This is a genomic window from Microlunatus elymi (assembly GCF_007362775.1).
Taxonomy (GTDB): Bacteria; Actinomycetota; Actinomycetes; order Propionibacteriales; family Propionibacteriaceae; genus Microlunatus; species Microlunatus elymi.
This window is the reverse complement of the sequence record NZ_CP041692.1, coordinates 4,429,749-4,454,869: the sequence shown is the minus strand read 5'-3', so window position 1 is coordinate 4,454,869 and position 25,121 is coordinate 4,429,749. Positions and strand designations below refer to the sequence as shown.

Below are 25,121 nucleotides of genomic sequence, written 5' to 3'. Positions count from 1 at the left end.
ATCCAACCGGGTCTTCGATCGCCGCCGTCTACGGGGTGCGTACGAGCGGTGAGGTCAGCCGTCCTGCCGCGTCGCGGTGCGAACCTGCTCCTCGAGGTCACGTACCTCGGACGGCAGCGAGTCGCCGAATTCCTCCAGCTCGTAGACCGGCCGCAGTTGGATCTCGGTGCCGTCACCGCCGGGGCAGCGCTGGAACCATTCCTTGGCCTCGGCCAGCGAGGACACCTGGACGATCCAGAAGCCGGCCACCACCTCCTTGGCCTCGGTGAACGGGCCGTCCACCACGGTCGGGCCGTCGCCGGTCCACTTCACCTTGGCGCCGTCCTTGGTCGCGTGCAGTCCCTCGGCCGACAACAGGATCCCGGCCTTCACCAGCTCCTCGTTGAATCGGCCCATCGCCGCGAACTCCTCCGGGTCGGGGATCCGGCCGGTCTCGCTGTCCTCGTTGCCCATCATGAACGCCATGACTCGCATCGGTCCTCCTCTGACTGTGCGGGTGGTGCCTCAGCATGCCCGCGATCGGTGTCTGTTGCCAGTGCGTCGGACCAACCTGGTTTGTTTCGACAACCGCGGACAGAAAAGTCGAAAATCCCGCTCCTTGACCCTGACGCTGCGTCAGGTGCTGCACTGGAGTAACAGCCGAAACGGGCTGCCACCGATGCTGGAGGAACGTCAGATGAAGCAGCAAATGATCATGCCGATCGACTACGACCCGACCCGCTGGGCCGAGCACACGGCGTACACCGATCCCGGACGGCACGCCGAGCTGCTGCAGGCCGTGCCACCGGACCTTGATCAACTTTCTGCGGTGGCGCGCAATCTGATCATTCACTACCGCGCCTCGGCGATGGAACTGCCCGAGGAGACCAAGCCGGACATCAACGCCCGTTGGCTGGAAGCGATTCTCGACCTTGATCAACAGCGTCACCCCGGCGACCTGGCCGCCGAACGGGATCCGCTGTCGAGAGTGCAGGGCTGCTGCCGGGATCATTCGCTGTTCGCCGCCGCGGTGTTGCGTCAGCATGATCAGCCGGCTCGGATCCGGTACGGGTTCGCCGGCTACTTCGCGCCGGGTTTCCATGTCGATCACGTGGTGGTCGAGCGCTGGCTACCGGACGAACATCGCTGGCTGCGGTTCGATCCGGAGGTCGAGGAGCCGTGGGAATCGATGCCCACACCCAGAGACATCCCGCCCGGCACGGGACAGCCGTACGAGACCGCGGCCGAGGCGTGGACGGCGTACCGCAACGGAAGCATCGATCCGCAGACGTACGGCGTCGGCACCGACGTCCCGATCCGCGGACCGTGGTTCCTGCAGTGTGCGGTGCTGATCGATGCCGCCTTCCGGGCCGGCACGGAGCTGCTGCTGTGGGACGGCTGGGGTGCGATGAGCGACCCGGACGGACCGACCGAAGATCAGGTCGAGATCGCTGATCAGCTCAGCGAGTTGATCATGAAAGCCGACGCCGGTGACGTCGCCGCCGAACGAGAGTTGATCACTCGGATGCAGTCGGATCCGACGGTGGCCGTGCCGGAAACGGTGCTGATGATCAGCCCCTGGGGCGAGCCGCCGCAGCCGACAGATCTGACCCGTTCGGCAGTCATCGGAAGCTGAGCAGGCGATTGACGTCTGCGAGTAGGGTCGAGTGGTCGCCCGCCCAGATGATCCGCCGAGATGAGAGGTGGCAGCCGCCATGAAGACGATCCTGAACATCATCTGGTTTGTGTTCTGCGGTTTGTGGCTGGCGATCGGCTACTTCACCGCGGGCATCATCTGCTGCATCCTGATCGTCACCATTCCGTGGGGGATCGCGTCGTTTCGGATCGGCGCGTACGCGATGTGGCCGTTCGGTCGGGTGGTGGTCGACAAGCCGACCTCCGGCATCGGCGCCGCGCTGGGCAACATCATCTGGCTGGTGGTGGCCGGGATCTGGCTGGCGATCGGTCACGTGCTGACCGCGATCCCGCTGTTCGTCTCCATCATCGGCATCCCGCTCGGCTGGGCGAACCTCAAGTTGATCCCGGTGTCGTTGATGCCGCTGGGCAAGGAGATCGTACGCAGCGACACGATCCTGCCGGCCTACCGGCACAACTGAACCAGCTGCGACAGCCGGACGCGGATCGTCCGGAACCACGGCTAGCGTGACGCCGACTCCCGGAAGGAGAAGGCGATGCACGATGTCACGGGTTGGTTGATGGACAGCGATCCAGCCCTGCGATGGCAGGTGCTGCGGGACCTCGAGGACGCGCCGAGCGAACACGTCGCCGCCGAACGCGCCAAGGTGGCCGAGACCGGGTGGGGCAAGCGGCTGCTCGACCTCCAGGTCGACGGGCAGTGGGCCGGCGGCGCCTGCTTCCCGGCCACGGATTGGCAGCCGCCCGAACACTTGAGCAGATTTCCCGACGGTCAGCCGTGGACGGCGACGCTGCCGACCTTGCGGCTGTTGCGGGAGTTCGGCGTCGATCCGGACGTGCCGGCGGTGCGGGCGGCGATCGCCGGTGTCCGCGACAACTCCCGCTGGGAGTACGACGGTGCGCCGTTCTTCGACGGTGAGGTCGAGCCGTGCATCAACGGCGGTGCGGTGGCGCTGGGTGCCTACTTCGGGGAGAAGGTGGACAGGATCGTCGGCCGGCTGCTGGGCGATCAACTCGCCGACGGCGGCTGGAACTGCGACAGCGTGAATCTGGAGAACGGGTCGACCCGGTCGTCGTTCCACTCGACCATCTGCGTGCTGGACGGTCTGCTGGCCTACGAACGGGCCGGCGGCGACGTTGCGGTCGGGGATGCCCGAAGAGCAGGGGAAGAGTATCTGCTGTCCCGCAAGCTCTTACGACGGGCGAGCACCGGTGAGGTGGTCGATCCGGATTGGTTGCTCTTCTCCTTCCCGACCCAGTGGCACTACGACGTGTTGTACGGACTGGACTACTTCCGTACGGTCGGCGGCGCTCCGGATCCGCGACTGGCCGAAGCGATCGAGCTGGTCCGCGACAAGCGGCAACCGGACGGCCGCTGGCTGCTGGAGAACACCCATCCGGGCATCGTCCACTTCGAGATGGAGGACGGCGACGGCCGACCGAGCCGCTGGAACACACTGCGTGCCCTCCGTGTCCTGCGCTGGCACGACCGCGACCAGCCGTGATCGTGGCGAATGTCGGTGGCCACCGCCATGCTGGGACGATGCGCATCGGCATCCACATCCCACCGACCATCCCACCCGAGCGTCTGCGAAGCCTGGCCGAGAGGGCCGATCGGACCGGCCTGGACGAGCTCTGGGTCTGGGAGGACTCGTTCAAACAAAGCGGTGTCGCCTCGGCAACCGCGGCACTGGCCTGGACCGACAACCTGCGAGTGGGCATCTCGTTGCTGCCCGTGCCGCTGCGAAATCCAGCATTGACGGCGATGGAGTTGGCCACCATTTCGCGGATGTTCCCGGGCCGGTTCGTCGCCGGCATCGGTCACGGCGTCCAGGAATGGATGGGCCAGGCCGGTGTCCGAGCCGAGTCTCCGCTGACGTTGCTTCGGGAACACGCGACCGCGATCCGGCGACTGCTGGCCGGCGAGGAGGTCAGCATGGACGGCCGCTACGTACGGCTGGACCGGGTCAGGCTGGACTGGCCGCCGACGGCACCGCCACCGCTGATGATCGGCGGTGCCGGTCCGAAGTCGGTGGCGCTGGCGGCCGAACTCGGCGACGGCAACCTCTTCACCAACGCCCTCACCGACGATCAGGTACGAGACCTGATCGCCGCGGTGATCGCGGTCAAGACGAAGATCGGAGCGGCCGACGCCGATCGTCCGGAGATCGGCGCCGCGCAGATCGTCGCCACCGGACCTGATGCCCAGCAGCGACTCGACCGCGAACTGCCGCTGTGGGATGCCCAGCCGGGGCTCGGTATCGGCGTGGCCGGGGACGCCCGGACCGTGGCCGCCGCAGCCCGGCGCTACGCATCATTCGGTGTGACCAGCTACGGCGTCCAACCGACCGCCGACGAGCCCGATCTGGAGGCCTTCATCAGCTTCCTGGCCGAGGAGGTGAAGCCCCTGATCGCTTCGGTGGGCACTTGACCTGACCGCGCGACAAGAGGGAAGAATGGCGGCCAGGAGGCGAGATGATGGCCGGCATCGACAGCTACGTCGCGACACCCAGCGGACCGATAAAGGGCGGGCTGGTGCTGATCCACGAGATCTGGGGATTGAGCGATCACATCAAGCAAGTCGCCGATCGGTTCGCCGGCGAGGGCTACCTGACGTACGCGCCCGACATCCTGACCCATGCCGGCGTCACACCGAAGGCAGGCGAAGAGTTGCAGCGGCTGCTGGCGAGCCCGGATCCCGAGACTCGGCAGGCGGCGCAGCCGCTGATGCGCGAGCGCACCGCACCTGCGCACGACCCGGCCTACGCCCAGTGGGCCGTGCCGGCGCTGCGCGAAGTGGTTGATGATCTTCAACGCCGGCCCGCGATCGACGCCCGGATCGGTGTGGTCGGTTTCTGCTTCGGCGGCTCGTACACGTTCGCGCTGGCCGCTGCGGACGAACGGATCCTGGCCGCCGTACCGTTCTACGGCTCGCCGCCGGACCTTGATCAAGTCCCGCGGATCTCCTGTCCGGTGCTCGGCATCTACGGCAGCCAGGACGAACGGCTGATGGAGAGCCTGCCGGCCGTACGGGGGAAGATGGCCGAGGCCGGTGTCGACTTCACCGTGAAGATCTACGACGGAGCCCAGCATGCGTTCTTCAACGAAACCGGCAACCGGTACGACGCCGAGGCAGCGGCCCACGCCTGGCAACTGGCCCTGGATTTCCTCGATCGCCACCTGGCCGCCTGAACGCGGCGTCCGCGAGCGCTCACCGTCCTGTGACGCGGGCGTCCGTCACACGGCGACGTTGCAGGTGACTCCGGTGGCGTGCACGGGGCAGTAACCGTTCGGGACCTTGATCAGATACTGCTGGTGATAGTCCTCGGCAAAGTAGAACGGGCCGGCCGGGAGGATCTCGGTGGTGATCTTGCCGAAACCCTGCTTCTCGAACTCTGCTTGGAAATCTGCGGTCACCTGCTCGGCGATCTCGCGTTGTTGATCATTGACGACATAGATCGCCGAACGGTACTGGGTGCCGAGGTCGTTGCCCTGCCGCATGCCCTGGGTCGGGTCGTGATTCTCGTAGAAGATCTTCAGCAGTTCGGCGTAGTTGATCTTGGTCGGATCGTACGCGACCAGCACGACCTCGGCGTGGCCGGTGCGGTTGGCGCAGACCTCCTCGTACGTCGGGTTCGGCGTGTAGCCACCGGCGTAACCGGCCGCGGTCAGCGTCACTCCCGGGGTCTGCCAGTACAGCTTCTCCGCACCCCAGAAACAGCCCAGCGCGAAGTAGGCCAGCTCGGAGCCCTCCGGCACCTTGTGCAACTCGGTGCCGAACACCTCATGGAAGGTCGGCCCGGCCAACACCGGGGTGTCGCGGCCGGGCAGCGCCTGCTCCGCCTCGATCAGGGTCTGCTTGTGCTGTGAGAACAACGCCACGACTTCCGCCTCCTTCGCTCCGGGTCCGGTCGACTCTCCGCACCCACCGGTCTCAATCCGATCCCGACGTCCGGTATTCCCCTGCTGAGGGCCGGTCGTCGTGCTCGACACCGACGGTACGCTCCCGAGCATGACCGAGCAGCCCGCCGCAGACCGGACAGGATTCGAGACCCTCGCCATTCATGCCGGCCAGGAACCGGATCCCACCACCGGGGCGGTGGTGCCACCGATCTACGCCACCTCCACCTACGCCCAGGACGGCGTCGGCGGGTTGCGATCCGGCTACGAATACTCCCGATCGGCCAACCCGACCCGGACGGCCCTGGAGGAGTGCCTGGCCGCGCTCGAGGGTGGCGTACGAGGTCTTGCGTTCGCCAGCGGACTGGCCGCAGAGGACGCGGTGATCCGGGCCCTCACCCGACCGGGTGATCAGGTGCTGTTGCCGAACGACGCCTACGGCGGCACCTACCGGCAGTTCGCCCAGCTGCATCAGCGCTGGGGACTGGAAATCACGCCGGTGCCGATCACCGATCCGCAGACCGTCGCCGCAGCGATCACCCCGGGCAGGACCACGCTGGTGTGGCTGGAGACGCCGACCAACCCGTTGCTGAACGTTGCCGACATCGCCGCCATCGCCGACGCCGCGCATCAGGCCGGGGCGAAGGTCGTCGTCGACAACACCTTCGCCACGCCGTACCTGCAACAGCCGCTGCGGCTGGGCGCCGACGTGGTCGTGCACTCGACCACCAAGTACTGCGGCGGCCACTCCGACGTGGTCGGCGGCGCCGCGATCACCGCCGATGTTGATCTTGGTGAACGGCTGGCCTGGCATCAGAACGCGATCGGCGGTGTGGCCGGGCCGTTCGACGCGTGGCTGGTGCTGCGTGGGCTGAAGACCCTTGCGCTGCGGATGGATCGGCACTGTGCCAACGCCGCCCGGATCGCGGCGCATCTGCAAGATCATCCGGGCGTGGCGGAGGTGCTCTATCCCGGCCTGGACAGCCATCCCGGTCACGATCTTGCTGCGCGACAGATGCGCCACTTCGGCGGCATGATCAGCTTCCGGGTTGCCGCCGGGGAACAGGCCGCCTTGGACGTCTGCGGCCGGACCAAGACCTTCACCCTCGGCGAATCGTTGGGTGGCGTGGAGTCCTTGATCGAACACCCTGGCCGAATGACGCACATGTCGGTCGCCGGCACCGCGCTGGAGGTGCCGGCGGATCTGATTCGGCTCAGCGTCGGCATCGAGACGATCGACGATCTGATCGACGATCTTGATCAAGCTCTCGGCCGAGCGAAGCCAGGACACTAGGTCAGCGGTCGATCCGCCAGTCGATGGGGTCGGCGCCGAAGTTGATCAAGTACTGGTTGACGCGGCTGAACGGGCGGGAGCCGAAGAAGCCGCGGTCGGCCGACATCGGCGACGGGTGCGCGCTGCTGATGTACGGAACAGTGCCCAGCATCGGGATCAACGACTGGGCGTCGCGTCCCCACAAGATCGCCACCAGCGGCCCGCCGCGGCCGACCAGTGCCTCGATCGCGCACTGGGTGACCTCCTCCCATCCCTTGCCCCGATGGGAAGCCGACCTACCGGGCTGCACGGTGAGGACCCTGTTCAGCAACAGCACGCCCTGATCGAACCAGGGCGTCAGATCGCCCCCGGCGGCGGGCGGAATGCCGAGATCGGTGTTGAGCTCGCGATAGATGTTGGCCAGACTGCGGGGGATCGGCCGGACGTGCGGGGCGACCGAGAACGACAGTCCCACCGGGTGACCCGGCGTCGGGTACGGGTCCTGGCCGACGATCAACACCCGCACCTCGGCCAACGGCAGGGTGAAGGCGCGCAGCACGGCATCGCCGGCGGGCAGGTAGCCGCGGCCGGCGGCCAGCTCGGCCCGCAGGAAGTCGCCCATCCGCCGTACGGTGGGCGAGACCGGCTCCAGCGCGGCGGCCCAGTCCGGGCTGACCAGTTCGTTCAGCGGCTTTCCTGACACGCCTGCTCCCTATCGCTCGTGTTCACCGGGGATGATGTCATGGAGCCGGGTACCAGTACGTTTGGTGGCTACGGTTGGTGGCCCAGATCTACCGCCGAGACGCAGGGGGCAGAATGGCAGCGCAGGATCGTTCGCCCATCCGGGGCCGATTGGGCGTCGGACGGCTGCGGCGTGCGCGGGCCGGCATGCAGGCGCACGCGGACGGCGACGACCGGCTGGACGAGGTCGCGGTCCAGCATTCCGAGACCGAGCACGCTGACCAGCCGGAGACCGAGGTCGCCGAGGTGACGATCCAGCCGTCCTCGGAACAGGAACGGATCGACCTACTCGTGCCGCGCGGTTTTCGGATCGCCGCCAGCTGGTCCTGGCGACTGATCGTGATCGTGATCATGGTCGCCGGTCTCGGTTGGCTGCTGCGGTATCTGTCCGAGGTGACGATTCCGATCGCGGTCGCGATCCTGCTGGCCGCGCTGATCTCGCCGGTGGCGAACTGGTTCAACCGCCGTCGGTTCCCCCGCGCACTGTCGGCAGCGCTGGCCATGATCATCGGGGTGGTGCTGGTCTCCGGCACGCTGACCTTGATCGCCACCCAGATCGCCGGCCAGGCCGAGGGCATGGGCAGCCGGGTCGCCAGTGGTTTCGCCCAGCTCACCAACTGGCTCGCCAACGGTCCGCTGCACATCCCCGAACAGTTCCTGCAGGTCGATCAATTGACCAAGCAGGTAACGGATTTCCTGAGTCAGAGCAGCACCCAGGTCGCCGGCTACGCGGCCGCGTTCGGGTCCCAGCTCGGACACTTCTTCGCCGGCCTGGCGATCACCATGTTCGCCACGTTCTACTTCCTGTACGACGGCGCCGGCATCTGGGCGTTCCTGGTCAAACTCACCCCGAAGTCGGCCCGGAGCAAGATCGACAACGCGACCAAGAGCGGCTGGAGCTCGCTGGTGCACTACGTCCGGGCCACCATTCTGGTGGCCTTCGTGGACGCGATCGGCGTGTTGATCGTGGCGTTGATCCTGCGGGTGCCGGGTGCTCCGGCCCTGGCCGCGTTGGTCTTCCTGGGCGCGTTCGTGCCGCTGGTCGGCGCCTTCGTGTCCGGCTTCGTCGCGGTCTTCGTCGCACTGGTGATGCTGGGCTGGGTGCAGGCGTTGATCATGCTCGCCGGCATCATCGCGGTGATGCAGCTGGAGGGCCACATCCTGCAGCCGTTCCTGCTCGGTCGCGCGGTCAAGCTGCATCCGCTGGCGGTCCTGCTCGGCATCGCCATCGGCGTGATCGTCGGCGGCATCGTCGGCGCGCTGATGTCCATCCCGCTGCTGGCCTTCGCCAAGACCTTCATCCAGTACGTGGCCACCGGCAAGTCCGACACCGTCGCCACCACCGTCCGCGAGTAGAATCCGCCACCCATCACGACCCACGACCGACCGCCGCCGCCCCTCGCAAAGTCGCGACAACGCGAGTTCGGGTCCTCGGGTCGGGCCAGGGACCGCTGAAAGTCGCGACGACGCGAGTTCGGGAGCTCCCCGCCGGCCGGGAGAACCGCTGACCGTCGTAACCCAAGCTCCCAGATCCGAGGGGCGGAGTCCGAGGTTCCGCAAGCTTGTCCGAGGTTCCGCGGAGTTCGCCGAGCTAACCCAGCCGATCTGCGCAGAAAATGACGAGTTACCTCGGACAGAGAGCACGAACCTCGGACAAACCGGCCCTAACCGCGGAACCGCCCGTTCCGGCGACTGAGGGCCGACCGATGTGGGGTCGAAGATTCGCGGATCTCCCGCCCCTACTTCGCAGGGCAGCTGCCCGGACGTTGTCGCGACTGTGCGCCGTCGGGATCGGATGCGCTTAGATCCCGTCGACAGGCTGAGGACCCTTCGACACCGGCCCCATCTCCGAAGTCGGAATCGGTGGCTGTGCAGCTGACCCGGGCGGTCAGCGGCAGCGTGATTCGAGCCGCCCGCGGCGGCGAGAATCGCCAACAAGATCTGGCGACCGCCCAGCGCAACCCGGTCGGAACGCGGGGTCTGGGGGCTCGGCCCCAGAAATTACAGCGCGGAACCTTCTGCGTAGGTGGCGAAGTCGGCGTTCCAGTCGGTCAGGCCGTTCTGCGGCTCCAGTTCACGGCTGGTGCCGGTGACGACCACCGGGCTGCCCGGCAGCGCGGTCTTGTAGAGCCAGCCGGCGTCCTCGTTGCTCATGCCGACGCAGCCGTGGCTGGCGTTCTCGCGACCGAAGTAGGCCGCGTTCCAGGGGGCCGAGTGCAGAAACTCGCCGGAGTTGGTGATCCGCATCGCGTACTTGACCCGCAGGTCGTAGGACTGCGGACCGGTCTTCGGCAGGCCGATCATCTGCGAGGTCATCCGGTAGTTGGTTTCCTTCTGGGTGATCAGCGAGGTGCCGCTGCGGGTGGTGGTGGAGAGCGTGTCGGTGCCGCCACCGCTGACCGGGATGGTCCGCGCGACCTTGCCGTTCACGTACACCTTGGCGATGTCGGACTTCAGGTCGACCTTGGTGACCACCGAGCTGCCGACCGTGAAGCTGGTCGAGGTGTCGGTCTGGCCGTAGAGACCGTTACCGGCCGGGATGCTGTTCAGGTCCGCCGACGCGGTCACCCGGGTGCCCGGCTTCCAGTACGTGGCCGGTCGCCAGTGCACCTCCTTGTCGCTGTACCAGTGCCAGCTGCCCTTCTGGCCGGAGCTGCTGCTGACGTGCAGATGCTTCTCGAAGGTTGCCTTGTCCTTGACCGGCAGGTCGAAGGTGAGCACCACCGGAGTGCCGACGCCGACGGTGCCGCTCATGGTGCCCGCGAAGCTGGCGTACACCTGCTGATCCAGCGACAGCTCCTGGGAGCTGAACTGGGAGGTAAAGGTCTTGGATCCACCCTGGTCGCTGTCGCCGGTCATCTTCACGGTGTATTCGCCGTTGGGCTCGAGCAGCTCCGAGGCGGTCCAGCCGCTGTGCGAGGAGTTGAGCTTGCCGTCCACCGTGACCTTCGTGGTCTTGCCGTGGTCGACGACGGTGCCGGTCACCGACACCTTCGACAGGTCGCCGTGAGTGGCAGAGACCTTCAGCACCTTGTTGATCTTGACCGAGCCGGCGCCGTCGGCGACGTTGGCGGTCAGCCGGAACGGGTCGGGCGGGGGAGTGCTCTTCGACGGCTCGCTCTTCGGCGCGGCCGAGGTCTGTCCCGAGGTCGGTTGCTGGGACGATCCGGAGTCGGACTTGCCCAGCGGGTTCTCGCCGCGGGCGAGCTGGCCGCACCCGGCCAGTCCGACGGTGGTCAGCAGGACCGTGGCCACCACCGCGCTCCGAACGACCGGGTTACCGAACCGCCTCATGCTTCCTCACAATCTCACGTTCGAGCCCGCCGCCGAGTTCAGCCAGGTCCGCGCACGTGCGCGCGACGAAACCGCTACGTCGGGGATTTCCCTGGCCGACGGCAGACCTCGCAAATGTGCCATGGGGAGTGGCGGATCCCAACGTCGGCAAGCCAGGGGTTGTCAAGATGTGATGTCCATTCTCAGGGCCGGACCGCTGTCCGCCAAAACGACGCGGAGTCCGTGCCGGGGGGCCGAGGCGCCTCAACGGGACGTCACCCTGAGGCGACCCTGGAAAGTGAAAACCGTACTTTCCAATCTGGAAGATCGGTTTTAGGTTCTTTGCCATGAGCCCTTCTCAAGACATGACGAAGATCCTCGAGGACCTCGCCGCCGGCCGGATCGATTCGGCCGAGGCGGCCCGCAGGATCGATGCGCTCCCGGCCGCCGACAAGGCGACGGGCACCGACGACAGCCCCGCTTCCGCCGACGAGACGGAGACCACCGAGCAGACCGGGAGCACCGACGCCTGGGCGGCCAGCACGGACCGCCCGCAGCAGGCCACCCACGTACGCGAGTCGGTACGAGACAGTGGCGCAGAAAAGAGCAAGGAGACCATGCGCCGCCCGCAGGGCAGCGGAGGGGTGGAGAAGCTGAGCGTCCGCGCGGTCGGCCGGCGGGTCCGGATCGTCGGCGAGCCGTCGGTCGCCACCGTCTCCGCTGACGGCCCGCACGTGCTGCGCCGCAACGGATCGGTGCTGGAGATCTCCAGCGACGGCGAGTTCGGCGCCTCGATCGACGGCTTCCAGTTGCTGAGGTCCACCCGCAGCCTGGACGACTTCCGTTCGCTCGGCCTGGGCAAGGAACTGCTGCTGCGGGTCAACCCGCAGTTGCTGGTCGACATCGAGGTGACGGCGGGCAGCCTGAGCACCGAGGCGGTGCCGCGGTTGGGCAGCGTACGAGTCACCGCCGGCGGCGCGAAACTGGTCGACGTGACCGAGATCTCCGACGCGTTGATCCAGGCCGGCCAGGCCACCGTCAAGGCGGCGATCGGGGCCGGCCGCTCGCGGATCCGGGTCGAGTCGGGTTCGCTGAGCCTGCAACTGGCCGACTCGTCCAACGTGACCGTCGCCACCGAGTCTCAGCTCGGCAAGGTCAGCTGGGGCGGCGCGCACGCCGGCTTCGCCGGGGACGAGGTCGTGATGGGATCCGGCGCGGGCCGGCTCGACATCGAGGTCGTGATGGGTCACGCATCGGTGAAGGCAGGAACCGCCGCGGCCAGCCCGACCGGTGCGGCATGAGCGTTGCCGGATCGATGCCGGACCATCGCGCCCCCAGCGACTGCCCGGTCTGCGGCGAGCATCTGGTGGTGACCCGGCTCGGCTGCGCCTCCTGCGGCACCGAGTTGGCCGGCATCTTCGCGCCGTGCGAGTTCTGCGCGTTGCCGGCCTCGGACCTGGAGATGCTGCGGGTCTTCCTGGCGGCCCGCGGGAATCTCCGTGAGGTGGAGAAGCATCTCGGCGTGTCGTATCCGACCGCTCGGCTCCGCTTCACCGGGGTCCTGCAGAGGATGGGACTGGCGCCGATGGACGAGAGCCGGGCCGAGCCCGAGGCGTCCGAACCGAGCCGGGAGGAGATCCTCTCCGAGGTCGCGTCCGGGGCGTTGAGTCCGGCCGAGGCCGCTCGACTGCTGAGCTGAATCACCTGCCGAGAACTGCCGACATGACGAAGGGCCGCACCCGCCGGGTGCGGCCCTTCTTGGTTGATGTGGGACGTTCAATCGGGACCGGAAATCACGACTTGAACGGCTGGACCTTGAGCACGGTCACCTCGATCGGCTTGCCGTTGGGAGCCTGGTAGGTGACCTCGTCCCCGGGGCGTTTGCCGAGGATGGCAGAGCCCAGCGGAGACTGCGGACTGTAGACGTTCTGAGCGTCGTCCAGGCCGAGCACCTCGCGAGAACCCAACAGGAACGTCTCGGTGTCGGACGCGTCGCCGAAGAAGGCGATGGTGACCTCCATGCCCGGGGCCACCTCATCGGAATCGGCGAGCGCCTCACCTACCTTCGCTCGGCGCAACATGTCGGTCAGCTGACGGATGCGGGCCTCCTGCTGCCCCTGTTCGTCGCGTGCCGCGTGGTAGCCGCCGTTCTCGCGCAGGTCACCTTCCTCCCGAGCGGCCGCGATCTTCGCAGCCACCTCGGCCCGGCCTGCACCAGTCAGATGATCCAGCTCGGCCGCCAGCTTGTCGTAGGCGTCCTGAGTCAGCCAGATCGTCTCGGTAGAGGTGTTCTCAGACATCCGGCAAGCCTAGCAAGATCGCCGACATCCCCACCTTCGGTTGGTCCATTTCCCACCCGGTCAGCGGGCGACGTTTATTGCTGCACCCAGCAACGACTCGAGGACACCGAGGTCGCCTCCCGCAGCGTACGCATCGTGTCCTGAACGTCGACCAGCTTCGCCGTGCTGGCACCCAGCGAGACCGTCTTTTCACCGACCGTCTCGAAGTTCTTGGCCTGAGCGATCACGCGGCACGCCACCGGAACCGACGGATCGCGCCGCTGCACGGTCAAGGTGTAGCTGACCTTCTGGTCGGACTCGATCTTCCACACATGCACCTCGCCGCTGACTGCCGGCTCGGCATGGGCGAGCGCCGCCCAGACCAGCCAGCCGATTCCGCCGATCGCCACCACGGCCACCGCGACGACGATCAGGATCTTCGGCGTACGGCGGCGGGGATAGCGACTGGGATCGGGCACCGGGCCATTCTCCCCGCCGAGATGAGCCAGAGCCGCATCGGGTGCGAAGATAGACGCCGTGACTGTTGCGCCGTTACACCTCGACGCGGCCGGCGAGCGCCTCCGGCTGTTGCACGTGCACGCCCATCCCGATGACGAATCCTCCAAGGGAGCGGCCACCACGGCCAAGTACGTGGCCGAGGGGGTCGAGGTGTGGGTTGCGACCTGTACCGGCGGTGAACGTGGCGACATCCTCAATCCGGCGATGGACCGGCCGGACGTTCTGGAGAACATCGCCGAGATCCGCAAACAGGAGATGGATGCCGCGCGCGAGATCCTCGGCATTCACCAGGTGTGGCTGGGGTTCGTCGACTCGGGACTGCCCGAGGGCGATCCGCTGCCGCCGCTGCCGGCCGGCTGCTTCGGACTGGTCGATCTCGATGTCGCGGTCGAGGCTCTGGTGAAGGTGGTGCGTGAGTTCCGCCCGCACGTCATCACCACGTACGACGAGAACGGCGGCTATCCGCACCCCGACCACGTACGGTGCCATCAAATCAGCGTTGCCGCCTTCGAAGCTGCCGGCAAGGACGGCGCGTTTCCCGACGCCGGACCGCTGTGGCAGCCGCAGAAGCTCTACTACCACATGAACTCCCGGGCCAAGTACGAGGCGCTGGATGCCGCGATGCTGGCGCGCGGTCAGGACGCTCCGTACGCCGAACGGCTGAGCCGCTGGTCCCGGGACACCGCCGACCGGGTGACCACCCGGGTGAACTGCGCGGACTATTTCGCCACCCGCGATCGGGCGCTGATCGCGCACGCCACCCAGATCGACCCGGAGGGGCACTGGTTCGCGGTGCCGCTGCAGGTGCATCAGCAGGCCTGGCCGACCGAGGACTACGAGCTGGTCCAGTCGTACGTGGAGACCACGCTGCCCGAGGACGACCTGTTCGCGGGAATTCCGACCCAGCCGGGGCCCGGAGTAGGGTCGCCATCATGATCGTGCTGGACATCGACCCGAACGTGGTCAAGCCGGGCTGGACCCCGCTGATCATCACGATCCTGCTGGCCGCCGCGATCGCTCTGCTGATGATCAGCATGCGCCGGCAGATGCGCAAGGTGACGGTCCCGTACCGGGACGAGTTGCGCGCGCAGGAACAGTCCGAGGCCGAGGACACCGAACCGTCGGTGGCCGAGCAGAGCGACGAGGCCGAGGTGGAGGAGCCGGTCGACCACGACGACCGGCACCCGATCGGCAACTCCGGCTAGCGCCCCGGATCAGCCGGCTTCGTCCAGCGTCGCGGTGCGCAGCCAGTCCTCGACACCGGCTATGTGGGCGTTGGCGCGGACCGCGGCCAACTCCGGATCACGCCGGGTGAGTGCGTCCAGAATCCCCTGATGCTCGTCCAGCGTGCGGATCAGCGAGCCGCGTTGGGTCAGCCCGCGCCAGACCCTGGCGGCGTGCGTCGGACCGGCGAAGCTGGCGATCATCGACGCCAGGATGGGATTGCCGGAGCCGATCGCGATCCGGCGGTGGAACTCGGTGTCCACCTCGACCAGGTCCTCCACCGGCGAGTTAGCGTCCGCCCGGGCCAGTACGTCGGCCAGCTCGGTGAAGTCGGCGTCGGACATCCGTGCGGCCGCCTTGGAGGTCGCGGCCGGCTCCAGGATCCGGCGTACCTCGAAGAGGTCGAGCACCGAGTCGTCCCGGTGGAATTCGACCACGAAGTTCAGCGCCTCCAGCAACGAGTCCGGGGCCAGGCTGGCGACGTAGGTGCCATCACCCTGCCGTACGTCGAGCACCCGCATCAGCGACAGGGCGCGGACGGCCTCGCGGAGTGAATTGCGGCTCAACCCCAGCGTCTGCGCCAGGTCGGCCTCCCGTGGCAGCCGGTCGCCGGGGCGCAGCTCGCCGGACGTGATCATGTTCTTCAAGCGTTCGATCGCGTCGTCGGTTACCGCCATCGCACCTGCACCTCCGGTTTGTGATGCCCGCGATTCGGGCGGGCTGCGGCGGGGCGGTGATCACTGGCAAGATAAGCAAGACGTCGGGTCTTTGCGAACGGTCCCCGCCCCGTACGAGGCAGAGTCTTTCACAGCCACCCGCGTACGACCGGAAATAGCTCGGATCTATCGTTGTCCGCGCACTCAGAGAACTGCGACGAAAGGCATCGGCATGCGACTGGCACGACACGGCGAGCTGGGCAACGAGAAGCCACTGATCGGCGACGCGGACGGCAACTGGTGGGACCTCAGCCCCATCGTCACGGACATCGATCCGGACCTGCTCGGTGGCGGTCTGGATGCCGCCCGGGCAGCGGTCGAAGCCGGCGACCTGCCCGCGGTGACCGACGTCGGCCGCTTCGGCCCGCCGCTGACCGGCATCGGCAAGATCATCTGCATCGGGCTGAACTACCGCGACCACGCAGCCGAGACCGGAGCCGCCATTCCGGCCGAGCCGATCCTGTTCATGAAGACCACCGACACCGTGGTCGGCGCAGGAGACACCGTGCTGATCCCGCGTACGTCGGTGAAGACCGACTGGGAGGTCGAACTCGCAGTGGTGATCGGTGCCGAGGCTCGCTACCTGGATTCACCGGAGGAAGCCGCAAGCAAGATCTTCGGCTACGCGATCAGCAACGACGTCTCCGAGCGCGAGTTCCAGATCGAGCGCGGCGGCCAGTGGGACAAGGGCAAGAACTGCGAGACGTTCAACCCGCTCGGCCCGTGGATCCTGACCGCCGACGAGGTCGCCGATCCGCAGCAGCTCGGCCTGCGGCTGTGGGTCAACGGCGAGCAGCGGCAGAACGGCAGCACCGCGGACATGATCTTCGGTGTCCATCACCTGGTCTGGTATCTGTCCCAGTTCATGGTGTTGCGGCCCGGCGACGTGATCAACACCGGCACTCCGGCCGGAGTCGCGATGGGCATCGAGGGACAGCCCTACCTGCGCGCCGGCGACGTGGTCGAGTTGGAGATCGACGGCCTCGGCAAGCAGCGACAGACCTTCCAGCAGGCGTGAGGGAGAAGCAGACCGATGGGTGAATTCCAGGGACGTAAGGCGCTCGTCACCGGGGGCGCGTCCGGCATCGGCGCCGCGATCGCGGCCCGGCTGGTCGCCTGCGGTGCCCGGGTGGCCGTGCTCGACCGCAACGTTGATGATCTTGGCCCAGATCTGATTGGTTTGGGACTGATCGGCTGCCGGGCCGACGTCAGCGACGACGCGGCCGTACGAGCCGCCGTCACCAAGGCCGTCGACGAACTCGGCGGCCTCGACATCGTGATCAACAACGCCGGTGTCGGCGCCCAGGGCGGCGTCGAGGACAACGACGACGAGGAATGGCACCGGGTGTTGGACATCAACGTCGTCGGCATGGTCCGGGTCGCCCGGGCCGCGCTGCCGGCACTGCGCAAGTCCGATGCCGCCGCGATCGTCAACACCAGTTCGATCGCCGCCACCGCCGGGCTGCCGCAGCGGGCGCTCTACTCGGCGAGCAAGGGCGCGGTGCTGTCGCTGACCCAGGCGATGGCCGCCGACCTGATCGCCGAGGGCATCCGGGTCAACGCGGTGAACCCGGGCACCGCCGACACCCCGTGGGTGGGACGGCTGCTGGGCAGCGCGCCGGATCCGGCCGCCGAGCGAGCGGCGCTGGAGGCCCGGCAGCCGCACGGCCGACTGGTGTCGGCCGACGAGGTCGCCCAGGCAGTCTGTTACCTCGCCTCTCCGGCCGCGGGATCGACCACCGGCACCTCGATCGCGGTCGACGGTGGCATGCAGGGTCTGCGGTTGCGCAAATGATGAACACCCGCAAGCTGGGCGGCACCGGGCTGGAGGTAACAGAGCTCGGATTCGGTGCCGCCCCGATCGGCAATCTCTACCGAGCCATCTCCGACGAGCAGGCGATCGCCACCGTCGACGCCGCCTGGGCGGGCGGCATCCGCTACTTCGACACCGCGCCGCACTACGGGCTGGGTCTGTCGGAGCGGCGGCTCGGCCTGGCGCTGGCCGACCGGCCGCGGGACGAGTACGTGATCTCGACCAAGGTCGGCCGGTTGCTGGTGCCGAACCCCGACCCGACCGGGGCGGACAGCGAAGGCTTCGATCACGCCGACGATCTGACCCGGGTCCGCGACTACAGCGCAGCCGGGGTTCGCCGCAGCCTGGAGCAGAGCCTGGAACGGCTCGGCCTGGACCGGATCGACATCGCCCTCGTTCACGACCCCGAAGATCATCTCCAGCAGGCGGCCGAGGAGGCGCTGCCGGCGCTGTGTGAGCTGCGCGAGCAGGGCGTGATCGGCGCAGTCGGGCTCGGGATGAACTTCGTCGATCCGCTGCACTGGTTCGTCACCCGTGAGCAGTCGGCGTACTCGCTGGACGTGATCCTGGTCGCCGGCCGCTGGACGCTGCTGGACCGCACCGCCGGACGGTTGCTGGACGCGTGCGCCGAACGCGGTGTCAGCGTGCTGTCCGCGGCTCCGTTCAACACCGGGCTGCTCGCCCATCGCGAACCGCCGACCGACGGCTACTTCAACTACGAACCGGTCACCGCAGACGTGCTGGCGACCGCACGCCGGTTCGCCGCCACCGCCGAGGAGTACGGCAGTCGGTTGCCACAAGCGGCGATGCGGTTCCCGCTGCGGCACCCGGCCGTGGCCGCGGTGGTCGCCGGCATGCAGAGCCCGGCCGAGGTGACCGCCAACGTCGAGTTGATCGCCGACGATCTCTCCGGCCGGGCCTGGCAGGCACTGGAGGCGCTGCCGCCGCAGCTCTCCTAAACCGGCTGGTGGGTGGACGGATCGCCACCCACTACCTCGTCCTCCTCGACCTCGTTCAGGATCCGCTCGACCTCCTGCGACGGCAGCATGCAGAACCAGGCGAGCGCGAGCACCACCGCGGTCAGGACAATGTTGGCGATGATGCCGCCGACGAACCCGTACAGGTTGGCCTCGCCGGCGTCGGCCTGGCCGCTGACGCCGGAGTAGCTGCCCAGCCAGCTGACCAGGGTGATGCCGCCGAACCAGACGAGCACCCACCAGCCGTGCTTGAAGTCGACCTTCGGGGCCCGCTTCTTGTTCCGATCGGCGGCCTGGAAGATCGCCAGGAAGACGTAGCCGATGGCCACCGCGATCATCATCTTCCAGACCTGATCCCAACCGGCCCAGTACATGATCAGGTTGGCCGACAGCAGGGCCAGCGGAGCGATGATCCAGGCGCCCTTGAGGACGAACCGGCGTTCCTGATTCGGCAACTGCTTGCGGAAGGTGAGCAGGGCGATCGTGCCGCTACCGAAGGAGAGCACGGTCAGCGAGGTGACGATCCCGACCAGGCTCTGCCAACTCGGGAACGGCAGGAAGAAGATGCAGCCGACGACCCAGGCCAGGATCAGGCTCGGCCACGGAGCGCCGCGATCGTTCACCTTGGCGAAGACGGCCGGCGCGTTGCGGTTACGACCCATCGCGTACGACATCCGCGCGGTGACGCTGGTGTAGATCAAGCCGGTGTCTCCGGGGGAGATGATCGCGTCGGCGTACAGCAGGCCGGCCAGCCAGCCCAGTCCGAGGATGCTGGCGACCACCGCGAGCGGGCTGAACGTCGCCGAGGCGCCGCCGGATGCGGTCAGCGTCGGATGCTCGCCGCCCAGCGCGGCCCAGCCACCGTCGGTCAGCAGATGCGTCGGGATCGCGCCGATGAAGGCGACCTGCAACAGGATGTAGAGAATGCCGCAGATCAGCACCGAGCCGATCAGGGTGAGTGGCACGTTCCGCTTCGGGTTGTTGGTCTCGCCCGCAAGCTCGATGCCCTGGCGGAAGCCGAGGAAGGAGAACGCGATGCCGGCGGCCGGGATGGCCTCGAAGGCGCCCTTCCAGCCGAACGGGTGGAAGCCGCTGCCCTGCGGGGTGTGAACGGTGAAGTTTTGGGTGTGGAAGGAGACCGCGATGAACGCCACGATCACCAACACGATCATGCCCAGCTTCCACCAGACCAGCACGTTGTTGATCCGGGAGAACCAGCGGACGCCGAAGTAGTTGACCAGCACGAACACCGCCATCAACGCGATCGCGATGACCAGGCCGGCGGGCTTCAAGGTGGCGTTGGCGTTCATCAGCCAGGGCAGGTAGGACGTCGCGTAGGTCAGCACCGCCGACACCTCGACCGAGGCGACGGCCGCACAGGCCAGCCACGTGACCCAGCCCATCGAGTAGCTGGCGAACGATCCCCACGCGTAGTGCGGATAGCGAGCGACGCCGCCGCTGCGCGGGAACATCACGCCGAGTTCGGCATAGCTCATGCCGATCAGCAGGAACATCACCGTGCCGGTGATCCAGGACACGATCGCGGCCGGTCCGGCCTGTTCGGATGCGTGCAGCGAGCTGAACAGCCAGCCGGACCCGATGATCGATCCGATCGCGGCGAACAGCAGGCTGATGGTGCCGAGGTCCTTCTTCAGGCGTGCGTCGTCACCGGCGACCTTGACGGTGGTACTGCCTGGACCCTCGTGTGTCATTTCCGATCTCCTCCCGTCACTGGTTTTCGATCACAGACGGACGGAGCGCAGTGCGGCGTCCAGACCCACTCTCACATCGTCTGCGCTGCGAGGATGGTCCATAGGCCAGGCATGTTGCGGATCCACCCTCAGAATTCTCAGCCTGCGTTCAGAATCGGCCCGGCTGTGCAACTCGGCCGTCGCGTGGGCGGGCTCGCAGTGGGTGGTTGCCAACGTTCCGATCCTGCGAAAGAGTTGGGCCGGTGCCCGGCCGGGCACCGTTTCGGTTCCGCCCAGAGGAGTGCAGTCGGTCGTGCCTGAAGGTCCTGCCAACATCATCGTGATCTTGTCCGACGACCACGGCTACGCCGACCGGAGCGCGTTGGGGATTCATCCGGACGTACAGACGCCGGGGTTGGATCGGCTCGCCGCCGAAGGAATGACCTGCACCGACGCCTACGTCACAGCCCCGATTTGTAGCCCTTCGCGCGCCGGCATCATCTCCGGCCGCTACCAACAGCGCTGGGGCGGACTCTGGTTCGACTCGGCATCCTTCCCGCCGGACGATCCGGACCGGGCGCCGACCATTGCCGAAGCCCTGCAGCAGCAGGGATATCGCACCGGCTACTTCGGCAAGGTGCATTACGGATCGGAGGACGTCGGCGATCGTGCCTGCCCGCCGCATCACGGCTTCGATCAGACTCTGTACGGGCTGGCCGGCCAGTCGCTGGGACGGCTGAACTACCTGCATCACTCACGCTCGGCACAGCAGGACTACGGCGAGGCCGCGGTGCCGATGGCGGTGCAGCCGCTGCTGCAGGGCGACGATGCCTATGAGTACGAGGGATTCCTGACCGAGGAGCTCGGCCGCAGGGCCCGCGACTTCATCACCGAGGCGGGCGACGACCCGTACTTCTGCATGCTGGCGTTCAACGCCGTACACAACTTCTGCTGGCAGCTGCCCGCCGACGAACTGGAACGGCGCGGGCTGCCGGCCTACCGGGACTGGGATCCGGACTCGGGCACCGGCTACGGCGAGTGGTACGACGATGCGATCGTGCCGAATCTGCCGCACGGACGGGAGTACTACCTGGCTCAGCTGGAGTTGATGGACCGCGAGATCGGCCGGCTCCTTGATCATCTCGACCGGACCGGGCAGGCCGAGAACACCATGATCATCTACCTGACCGACAACGGCGGTTCCACCTGCAACTTCGGCGACAACACTCCGTTGCGGGGCACCAAGTACACCGTCTGGGAGGGCGGCATCCGGGTGCCGTTCCTGGTTCGCTGGCCGGGCCGGGTCGCCGCCGGTTCGACCCACTCCGGGTTGGTCTCCAGCATGGACATCTACCCAACCGCGCTGGCGGCGGCCGGTGCCGACCCGTCCACCTGGCAACACTGCGACGGCAACCCCCTCCTGCCCACCGACTTGTCAGCGGCAGAAGGCGCTATAGCGCAACCTGACGCTGACAACTCAGGGCACGAGGCCCTGCACTGGGAGTGCGGCTTCCAGTGGGCGGTGCGATCGGGCGACTGGAAGCTCAGCTGGGTCGATGCGGATTCGACCAACGTGCAGCATCTGGCCAGCTACGAGCACGCCCCGATGGGTGCCGGGCTTCGGCTCACCGACCTCGCGTCCGACCCCTCGGAGCAAAATGATCTGGCTGCCGAGCGTCCGGAACGTGTCGACCAACTTCGTACCCTGCATGAGGAATGGCGCACCGAGGTCGGCCTCTGACCCCGACTTGTCAGTCGCTGGTGTGCCTATAGCCAAACCAGCGACTGACAACTCGGATTACTCGTAGTGGGCGCGGAAGTTGTCTTCCAGCAGATCTGCCTTGCGGCGCATTTTCTTGGCCAGTTGGGCGAATGACTTCTCCGGCGCGATGTTGGACGAGTAGAGCGTCTCGAACGACTCGTCCATGAAGTTGCTGGCGTCGGGGATCACCAACCGGGCCAGGTCCTGGGTCTTCGTCTTCGGCAGCTGGCGCAGCGAGGTGGAGAAGTTCGGATCCTTGTTCACCAGCTCGACCAGGCGCGGATCCTGCTGCGCCTTCTTCACGATCGGCAGGTACCCGGTCGCCATCGTCCAGGACGCCGAGTTCTCCGGCCGGCCGAGGAACTTCAGGAACTCGAACGCTGCCTGCTTGCGCTCGGTGGTGGCCTTGGTCATGATTCCCCAGCCGGAGCCACCGGTCGGGCAGCCGAATTGATCATGCTTGGGCATGAACCCGGTACCAAGATCAAATTTGCTCGCCTTGGCGAGTTCGGTGGTCTGCGCCAGGCTTGCGGTGCTCATCAGAGCGGCGGCCGCGGCCTGGTTGCCGAAGTCGATCGAACTCTTCGCCGACAGGTAGGCGGCCTTGTGTTTGCGGATGAAGTCGGCCATCCAGGTTGCCGCGGCGATGCCTTCGGGTGAATCGAGTTGGATGTCCAGCCCGTCGGAGTAGTGCGCCTTCCACTGCCACATGTTGCCCTGGAAGTACCAGGCCGAGTAGCCACCGTCCAGGGCTAGCGGCATCACGTTGCTCTTGCCGACAGTGACCTTCTTGATCGCCGGCGCCCACTCGGCGAACTCGTCCCAGGTCTCCGGCGACCGGCCGGGCAACCCGGCCTTGGTGAACACACTCTTGTTGAAGTAGAACAACGGCGTCGAACGAGCGAACGGCAGCCACCAGATCTTGCCCTTGACGGTGCCCTCCTCGATGAACTGGTCGATGTAGTCGCTGGGCTGCAACTCGTCGTCGAAGTAGTCGTTCAACGGCTCCAGCGCGTCGGCCAGATGCATCGCCCGCCAGGTCACCTCGCTCAACACCGTCAGGTCCGGGATCTGCCGGGCGATGATCGTTGCCGACAGTTTCTGCTGGGTGTCCTCGTAACTGCCCTGGAACTGCGTCTCCACGTAGACGTCGGACTGGGAGTTGTTGAAGGCGTCGACGATGGTCTGCAACGCCTTGCCGGTCGAGCCGCCATACGAGTGCCACGCGATCAGGTGCACCCGATTGCCGAACTTGCCGGGCACCGCGCTGCCGCCGACCTGACTGAAGTCCCGGCTGCAGCCGGTCGCCATCGCCGCCGCGGCACCGCCCATCAGCCCGAGCAGGCCGCGCCGGCCGAACTTGTTGATCTTGCTCATCCCTTCGTCGCTCCTTGGGTCAGGCCGGCGACGATGTGCCGCTGGGCGAAGAAGAAGACGATCAGCACCGGGATCACCACGAAACAGGTGGCGGCCATCACCGCGCCCCAGTTCACGTATCCCTCGTCGCTCTTCAACATCAGCAAGCCGACCGGCAGCACCCGCATGTTGTCGGTGTTGGTCACGATCAACGGCCAGATGAAGTCGTTCCACTTGGTCACCAGGGCGACGATCATCACGGTCACCACCATCGGCTTGGACAGCGGCAGCACGATTGTCCACAGCGTCCGCAGGTGTCCGGCGCCGTCCACCCGGGCGGCCTCGTTGATCTCCTTCGGCAGCGTCATCATGTGCTGGCGGAGCAGGAACATCGCGAACACGCTGCCGAATCCCGGCACGATGATGCCGGCGTAGCTGTTCACCCAGCCGAGCTGGGCGACCGTCATGTAGTTCGGCAGCAGGACGACGGTGCCGGGCACCATCATCGCGGCCAGAAAGATGCCGAAGATCAAGTTCTTCTTCGGGAAGCGCAGGAAGACGAACGCGTACGAGGACAGGATCGCCACGCAGATCTCACCGACGGCGCCGACAATGGTGACCACCAGCGAGTTGATGTACATCCGGCCGAACGGCGCCGAATTCCACGCGTCGACGAAGTTCTGCCAGTGCAGGGAACTCGGGATCCACTTCGGCGGGAAGACGAAGATCTCCGCGGTCGGTTTCACCGACGAGCTGAGCAGCCAGTAGACCGGGATGATCGACGCCAGCCCGACCAAGATCAAACCGAGATAGAGCAGGATGCGTCCGATCACCCGACCGGGACGACTTCTGCCACCGACGGCGGAGCCGCGTCCGGTCCGCTCGCTGGTCGGCTGATTGAGCTGGGGAAGTGTTGCCGGTGCGGTCACTGGTAATGCACCCGATTCCTGGTGAAGCGTGCCTGCGCACTGGTGATCAGGACCAGCAGCACGAACATGATCATGGCTCCAGCTCCGGCGTGTCCGGCGTCGAAGGCCCGGAACGCCTGTTGATAGATGTACCAGGACAGGGTGGTGGTCGCGGTGCCCGGACCGCCGTCGGTCATCACCGCGATCACGTCGAAGGCCTGGAAGCTGCCGATGATCGACGTCACCACGACGAAGAAGGTGACCGGCGACAACAGCGGCAGCGAGATCCGGAAGAAGGTGGTGACCGGGCCCGCCCGGTCGATCCGTGCGGCCTCGTACAGGTCGGTCGGAAGCCCTTGCAGGCCGGCAAGATAGACGACCGCGACGAACCCGGTGGTCTTCCACACGTAGACGATGATCAAGCCCGGCAACGCCCAGGCGGAGTCGGTCATCCAGGCCGGCGACGTGATCCCGAAGACGCCCAGGATCGACTTCAGCAGGCCGTAGTTGGGGTCGAAGATGTAGAGCCAGATGGTGCCGATCGCCGCACCGGAGACGATGTACGGAGCGAACGAGAACGTCCGGACCAGGTTGCGGGCCCGGAGTTTTTGATCAAGCAACAGCGCGACCATCAGGCCGAGGGTGATCGAGATGATCACCACACCACCGGAGAAGATGATCGTCCGCAGCACGACCATGCCGAACTCGGGATCGGTGAACATGTCCACGTAGTTGGCGAACCAGACGAACGGTTTGGTCTGGGACAGCAGATTCCAGCTGGTCAGCGACAGGTACGCGTTGTAGACAACCGGCCAGAACGCGAACACGGCCAACAAGATCACGTTCGGCGCGATGAAGGCCAGAAAGAGCGCGTACTCCCGCCGCCTGAGTCTGCGGCGTGAGCCAACTCGCTCCCCGTCGGGTGGTCGCCGGTCTGCGGCGACTGACGGCGTCGTTGCGGTCACTGTGATCTCCCGTCCGCGTTGAGTTCAAACGGTCGGGAGTCTATTCACCTTTTGACTGTGAGGCGTGTTGGTTTCTGCCGTGTCGTGAT

General features: G+C 66.8%; 26 protein-coding genes. 15 read left to right on the top strand and 11 right to left on the bottom strand.

Features of this window, described 5'->3' with window-relative positions; all coding sequences use genetic code 11:
- Window positions 1-54: 54 nt before the first annotated feature.
- On the bottom strand, window positions 55-474 hold the full coding sequence (locus tag FOE78_RS20240) for a YciI family protein (RefSeq protein WP_143987879.1): 420 nt from the start codon (window positions 472-474) through the stop codon (window positions 55-57).
- Between the two features lie 202 nt (window positions 475-676).
- Here FOE78_RS20240 and FOE78_RS20235 point away from each other — a divergent pair, with 202 nt between their 5' ends.
- The 5 genes from FOE78_RS20235 (at window position 677) to FOE78_RS20215 (ending at window position 4,827) form a co-directional block, all read left to right on the top strand.
- Complete coding sequence (locus FOE78_RS20235) at window positions 677-1,615, top strand: transglutaminase-like domain-containing protein (RefSeq protein ID WP_228265917.1); 939 nt, start codon at window positions 677-679, stop codon at window positions 1,613-1,615.
- A gap of 79 nt (window positions 1,616-1,694) precedes the next feature.
- Window positions 1,695-2,096: a YccF domain-containing protein gene (locus tag FOE78_RS20230; RefSeq protein ID WP_143987878.1), complete on the top strand. Its 402-nt coding sequence runs from the start codon at window positions 1,695-1,697 to the stop codon at window positions 2,094-2,096.
- 75 nt (window positions 2,097-2,171) lie between these two features.
- A complete protein-coding gene (locus tag FOE78_RS20225) occupies window positions 2,172-3,140 on the top strand; it encodes a hypothetical protein (protein WP_143987877.1) in 969 nt (322 codons plus the stop codon).
- Between the two features lie 38 nt (window positions 3,141-3,178).
- The gene (locus tag FOE78_RS20220; protein WP_143987876.1) at window positions 3,179-4,066 is read left to right on the top strand and encodes an LLM class flavin-dependent oxidoreductase; all 888 of its coding nucleotides are present in this window, start codon (window positions 3,179-3,181) and stop codon (window positions 4,064-4,066) included.
- 44 nt (window positions 4,067-4,110) lie between these two features.
- Complete coding sequence (locus FOE78_RS20215) at window positions 4,111-4,827, top strand: dienelactone hydrolase family protein (protein ID WP_143987875.1); 717 nt, start codon at window positions 4,111-4,113, stop codon at window positions 4,825-4,827.
- A gap of 45 nt (window positions 4,828-4,872) precedes the next feature.
- Here FOE78_RS20215 and msrA read toward each other — a convergent pair whose 3' ends face one another.
- Window positions 4,873-5,511 (bottom strand): peptide-methionine (S)-S-oxide reductase MsrA, encoded by a 639-nt coding sequence (gene msrA, locus FOE78_RS20210; RefSeq protein WP_407662668.1) that lies wholly within the window; start codon window positions 5,509-5,511, stop codon window positions 4,873-4,875.
- Between the two features lie 136 nt (window positions 5,512-5,647).
- On the opposite strand from msrA, the gene FOE78_RS20205 reads away from it, so the two are divergent.
- Window positions 5,648-6,829, top strand: coding sequence for a cystathionine gamma-synthase (locus FOE78_RS20205; protein ID WP_143987873.1), 1,182 nt, complete (start codon window positions 5,648-5,650; stop codon window positions 6,827-6,829).
- A gap of 1 nt (window position 6,830) precedes the next feature.
- On the opposite strand, the gene FOE78_RS20200 is transcribed toward FOE78_RS20205, so the two are convergent.
- Window positions 6,831-7,511, bottom strand: a complete 681-nt coding sequence (locus FOE78_RS20200; protein WP_143987872.1) for a uracil-DNA glycosylase — start codon at window positions 7,509-7,511, stop codon at window positions 6,831-6,833.
- 113 nt (window positions 7,512-7,624) lie between these two features.
- On the opposite strand from FOE78_RS20200, the gene FOE78_RS20195 reads away from it, so the two are divergent.
- Window positions 7,625-8,905 (top strand): AI-2E family transporter, encoded by a 1,281-nt coding sequence (locus tag FOE78_RS20195; protein WP_143987871.1) that lies wholly within the window; start codon window positions 7,625-7,627, stop codon window positions 8,903-8,905.
- A gap of 645 nt (window positions 8,906-9,550) precedes the next feature.
- On the opposite strand, the gene FOE78_RS20190 is transcribed toward FOE78_RS20195, so the two are convergent.
- Window positions 9,551-10,804, bottom strand: coding sequence for a L,D-transpeptidase (locus FOE78_RS20190; protein WP_168207609.1), 1,254 nt, complete (start codon window positions 10,802-10,804; stop codon window positions 9,551-9,553).
- Between the two features lie 365 nt (window positions 10,805-11,169).
- On the opposite strand from FOE78_RS20190, the gene FOE78_RS20185 reads away from it, so the two are divergent.
- Window positions 11,170-12,123 carry a hypothetical protein gene (locus FOE78_RS20185; protein WP_228265915.1) on the top strand — a complete coding sequence of 318 codons (954 nt, stop codon included), beginning with the start codon at window positions 11,170-11,172 and terminating at the stop codon, window positions 12,121-12,123.
- Window positions 12,120-12,521 (top strand): DUF2089 domain-containing protein, encoded by a 402-nt coding sequence (locus FOE78_RS20180; protein ID WP_210414690.1) that lies wholly within the window; start codon window positions 12,120-12,122, stop codon window positions 12,519-12,521. Before FOE78_RS20185 ends, FOE78_RS20180 begins: the two co-directional genes overlap by 4 nt.
- Window positions 12,522-12,615: 94 nt before the next feature.
- Here the strand turns inward: FOE78_RS20180 and greA are convergent, their stop codons facing one another.
- Both greA and FOE78_RS20170 read right to left on the bottom strand, forming a co-directional pair.
- Window positions 12,616-13,122: a transcription elongation factor GreA gene (greA, locus tag FOE78_RS20175; protein WP_143987869.1), complete on the bottom strand. Its 507-nt coding sequence runs from the start codon at window positions 13,120-13,122 to the stop codon at window positions 12,616-12,618.
- A 74-nt stretch (window positions 13,123-13,196) separates the two neighbouring features.
- Entirely contained in the window at window positions 13,197-13,580 is a 384-nt protein-coding gene (locus tag FOE78_RS20170; RefSeq protein ID WP_168207608.1) for a DUF4307 domain-containing protein, read from the bottom strand.
- 58 nt (window positions 13,581-13,638) lie between these two features.
- On the opposite strand from FOE78_RS20170, the gene mca reads away from it, so the two are divergent.
- Both mca and FOE78_RS20160 read left to right on the top strand, forming a co-directional pair.
- On the top strand, window positions 13,639-14,556 hold the full coding sequence (gene mca / locus FOE78_RS20165; RefSeq protein WP_143987867.1) for a mycothiol conjugate amidase Mca: 918 nt from the start codon (window positions 13,639-13,641) through the stop codon (window positions 14,554-14,556).
- Complete coding sequence (locus FOE78_RS20160) at window positions 14,553-14,825, top strand: hypothetical protein (RefSeq protein WP_143987866.1); 273 nt, start codon at window positions 14,553-14,555, stop codon at window positions 14,823-14,825. Before mca ends, FOE78_RS20160 begins: the two co-directional genes overlap by 4 nt.
- Before the next feature lie 9 nt (window positions 14,826-14,834).
- On the opposite strand, the gene FOE78_RS20155 is transcribed toward FOE78_RS20160, so the two are convergent.
- Window positions 14,835-15,521 carry a FadR/GntR family transcriptional regulator gene (locus FOE78_RS20155; RefSeq protein WP_143987865.1) on the bottom strand — a complete coding sequence of 229 codons (687 nt, stop codon included), beginning with the start codon at window positions 15,519-15,521 and terminating at the stop codon, window positions 14,835-14,837.
- A gap of 211 nt (window positions 15,522-15,732) precedes the next feature.
- On the opposite strand from FOE78_RS20155, the gene FOE78_RS20150 reads away from it, so the two are divergent.
- From FOE78_RS20150 to FOE78_RS20140, 3 genes are read left to right on the top strand one after another with little or no spacing between them, the layout of a single operon-like run.
- A complete protein-coding gene (locus tag FOE78_RS20150; RefSeq protein ID WP_143987864.1) occupies window positions 15,733-16,578 on the top strand; it encodes a fumarylacetoacetate hydrolase family protein in 846 nt (281 codons plus the stop codon).
- A 15-nt stretch (window positions 16,579-16,593) separates the two neighbouring features.
- Window positions 16,594-17,355: an SDR family NAD(P)-dependent oxidoreductase gene (locus FOE78_RS20145; protein WP_143987863.1), complete on the top strand. Its 762-nt coding sequence runs from the start codon at window positions 16,594-16,596 to the stop codon at window positions 17,353-17,355.
- Complete coding sequence (locus FOE78_RS20140) at window positions 17,352-18,332, top strand: aldo/keto reductase (protein ID WP_143987862.1); 981 nt, start codon at window positions 17,352-17,354, stop codon at window positions 18,330-18,332. The genes FOE78_RS20145 and FOE78_RS20140 overlap by 4 nt, the downstream gene beginning before the upstream one ends.
- Here FOE78_RS20140 and FOE78_RS20135 read toward each other — a convergent pair.
- Window positions 18,329-20,062 (bottom strand): APC family permease, encoded by a 1,734-nt coding sequence (locus FOE78_RS20135; protein WP_143987861.1) that lies wholly within the window; start codon window positions 20,060-20,062, stop codon window positions 18,329-18,331. The genes FOE78_RS20140 and FOE78_RS20135 overlap by 4 nt on opposite strands.
- A 292-nt stretch (window positions 20,063-20,354) precedes the next feature.
- Between FOE78_RS20135 and FOE78_RS20130 the strand changes: the two genes are divergently transcribed.
- A complete protein-coding gene (locus FOE78_RS20130; protein ID WP_228265914.1) occupies window positions 20,355-21,782 on the top strand; it encodes a sulfatase family protein in 1,428 nt (475 codons plus the stop codon).
- Between the two features lie 57 nt (window positions 21,783-21,839).
- On the opposite strand, the gene FOE78_RS20125 is transcribed toward FOE78_RS20130, so the two are convergent.
- From FOE78_RS20125 to FOE78_RS20115, 3 genes are read right to left on the bottom strand one after another with little or no spacing between them, the layout of a single operon-like run.
- Complete coding sequence (locus FOE78_RS20125) at window positions 21,840-23,180, bottom strand: ABC transporter substrate-binding protein (RefSeq protein ID WP_143987859.1); 1,341 nt, start codon at window positions 23,178-23,180, stop codon at window positions 21,840-21,842.
- On the bottom strand, window positions 23,177-24,088 hold the full coding sequence (locus FOE78_RS20120; RefSeq protein ID WP_228265913.1) for a carbohydrate ABC transporter permease: 912 nt from the start codon (window positions 24,086-24,088) through the stop codon (window positions 23,177-23,179). The genes FOE78_RS20125 and FOE78_RS20120 overlap by 4 nt, the downstream gene beginning before the upstream one ends.
- Entirely contained in the window at window positions 24,085-25,032 is a 948-nt protein-coding gene (locus FOE78_RS20115) for a carbohydrate ABC transporter permease (RefSeq protein ID WP_143987858.1), read from the bottom strand. Before FOE78_RS20115 ends, FOE78_RS20120 begins: the two co-directional genes overlap by 4 nt.
- Window positions 25,033-25,121 lie beyond the last annotated feature (89 nt).

Excerpts from the sequence above, each read along its gene's own strand:
- FOE78_RS20160 (WP_143987866.1), top strand. The coding sequence starts at position 14,553 with ATGATCGTGCTGGACATCGACCCGAACGTGGTCAAGCCGGGCTGGACC.
- FOE78_RS20140 (WP_143987862.1), top strand. The coding sequence starts at position 17,352 with ATGATGAACACCCGCAAGCTGGGCGGCACCGGGCTGGAGGTAACAGAG.
- FOE78_RS20155 (WP_143987865.1), bottom strand. The coding sequence starts at position 15,521 with ATGGCGGTAACCGACGACGCGATCGAACGCTTGAAGAACATGATCACG.
- FOE78_RS20125 (WP_143987859.1), bottom strand. The coding sequence starts at position 23,180 with ATGAGCAAGATCAACAAGTTCGGCCGGCGCGGCCTGCTCGGGCTGATG.
- FOE78_RS20150 (WP_143987864.1), top strand. The coding sequence starts at position 15,733 with ATGCGACTGGCACGACACGGCGAGCTGGGCAACGAGAAGCCACTGATC.
- FOE78_RS20185 (WP_228265915.1), top strand. The coding sequence starts at position 11,170 with ATGAGCCCTTCTCAAGACATGACGAAGATCCTCGAGGACCTCGCCGCC.
- FOE78_RS20235 (WP_228265917.1), top strand. The coding sequence starts at position 677 with ATGAAGCAGCAAATGATCATGCCGATCGACTACGACCCGACCCGCTGG.
- FOE78_RS20145 (WP_143987863.1), top strand. The coding sequence starts at position 16,594 with ATGGGTGAATTCCAGGGACGTAAGGCGCTCGTCACCGGGGGCGCGTCC.
- FOE78_RS20240 (WP_143987879.1), bottom strand. The coding sequence starts at position 474 with ATGCGAGTCATGGCGTTCATGATGGGCAACGAGGACAGCGAGACCGGC.
- FOE78_RS20135 (WP_143987861.1), bottom strand. The coding sequence starts at position 20,062 with ATGACACACGAGGGTCCAGGCAGTACCACCGTCAAGGTCGCCGGTGAC.
- greA (WP_143987869.1), bottom strand. The coding sequence starts at position 13,122 with ATGTCTGAGAACACCTCTACCGAGACGATCTGGCTGACTCAGGACGCC.
- FOE78_RS20180 (WP_210414690.1), top strand. The coding sequence starts at position 12,120 with ATGAGCGTTGCCGGATCGATGCCGGACCATCGCGCCCCCAGCGACTGC.
- FOE78_RS20230 (WP_143987878.1), top strand. The coding sequence starts at position 1,695 with ATGAAGACGATCCTGAACATCATCTGGTTTGTGTTCTGCGGTTTGTGG.
- FOE78_RS20205 (WP_143987873.1), top strand. The coding sequence starts at position 5,648 with ATGACCGAGCAGCCCGCCGCAGACCGGACAGGATTCGAGACCCTCGCC.
- FOE78_RS20195 (WP_143987871.1), top strand. The coding sequence starts at position 7,625 with ATGGCAGCGCAGGATCGTTCGCCCATCCGGGGCCGATTGGGCGTCGGA.
- FOE78_RS20225 (WP_143987877.1), top strand. The coding sequence starts at position 2,172 with ATGCACGATGTCACGGGTTGGTTGATGGACAGCGATCCAGCCCTGCGA.
- FOE78_RS20215 (WP_143987875.1), top strand. The coding sequence starts at position 4,111 with ATGATGGCCGGCATCGACAGCTACGTCGCGACACCCAGCGGACCGATA.
- FOE78_RS20220 (WP_143987876.1), top strand. The coding sequence starts at position 3,179 with ATGCGCATCGGCATCCACATCCCACCGACCATCCCACCCGAGCGTCTG.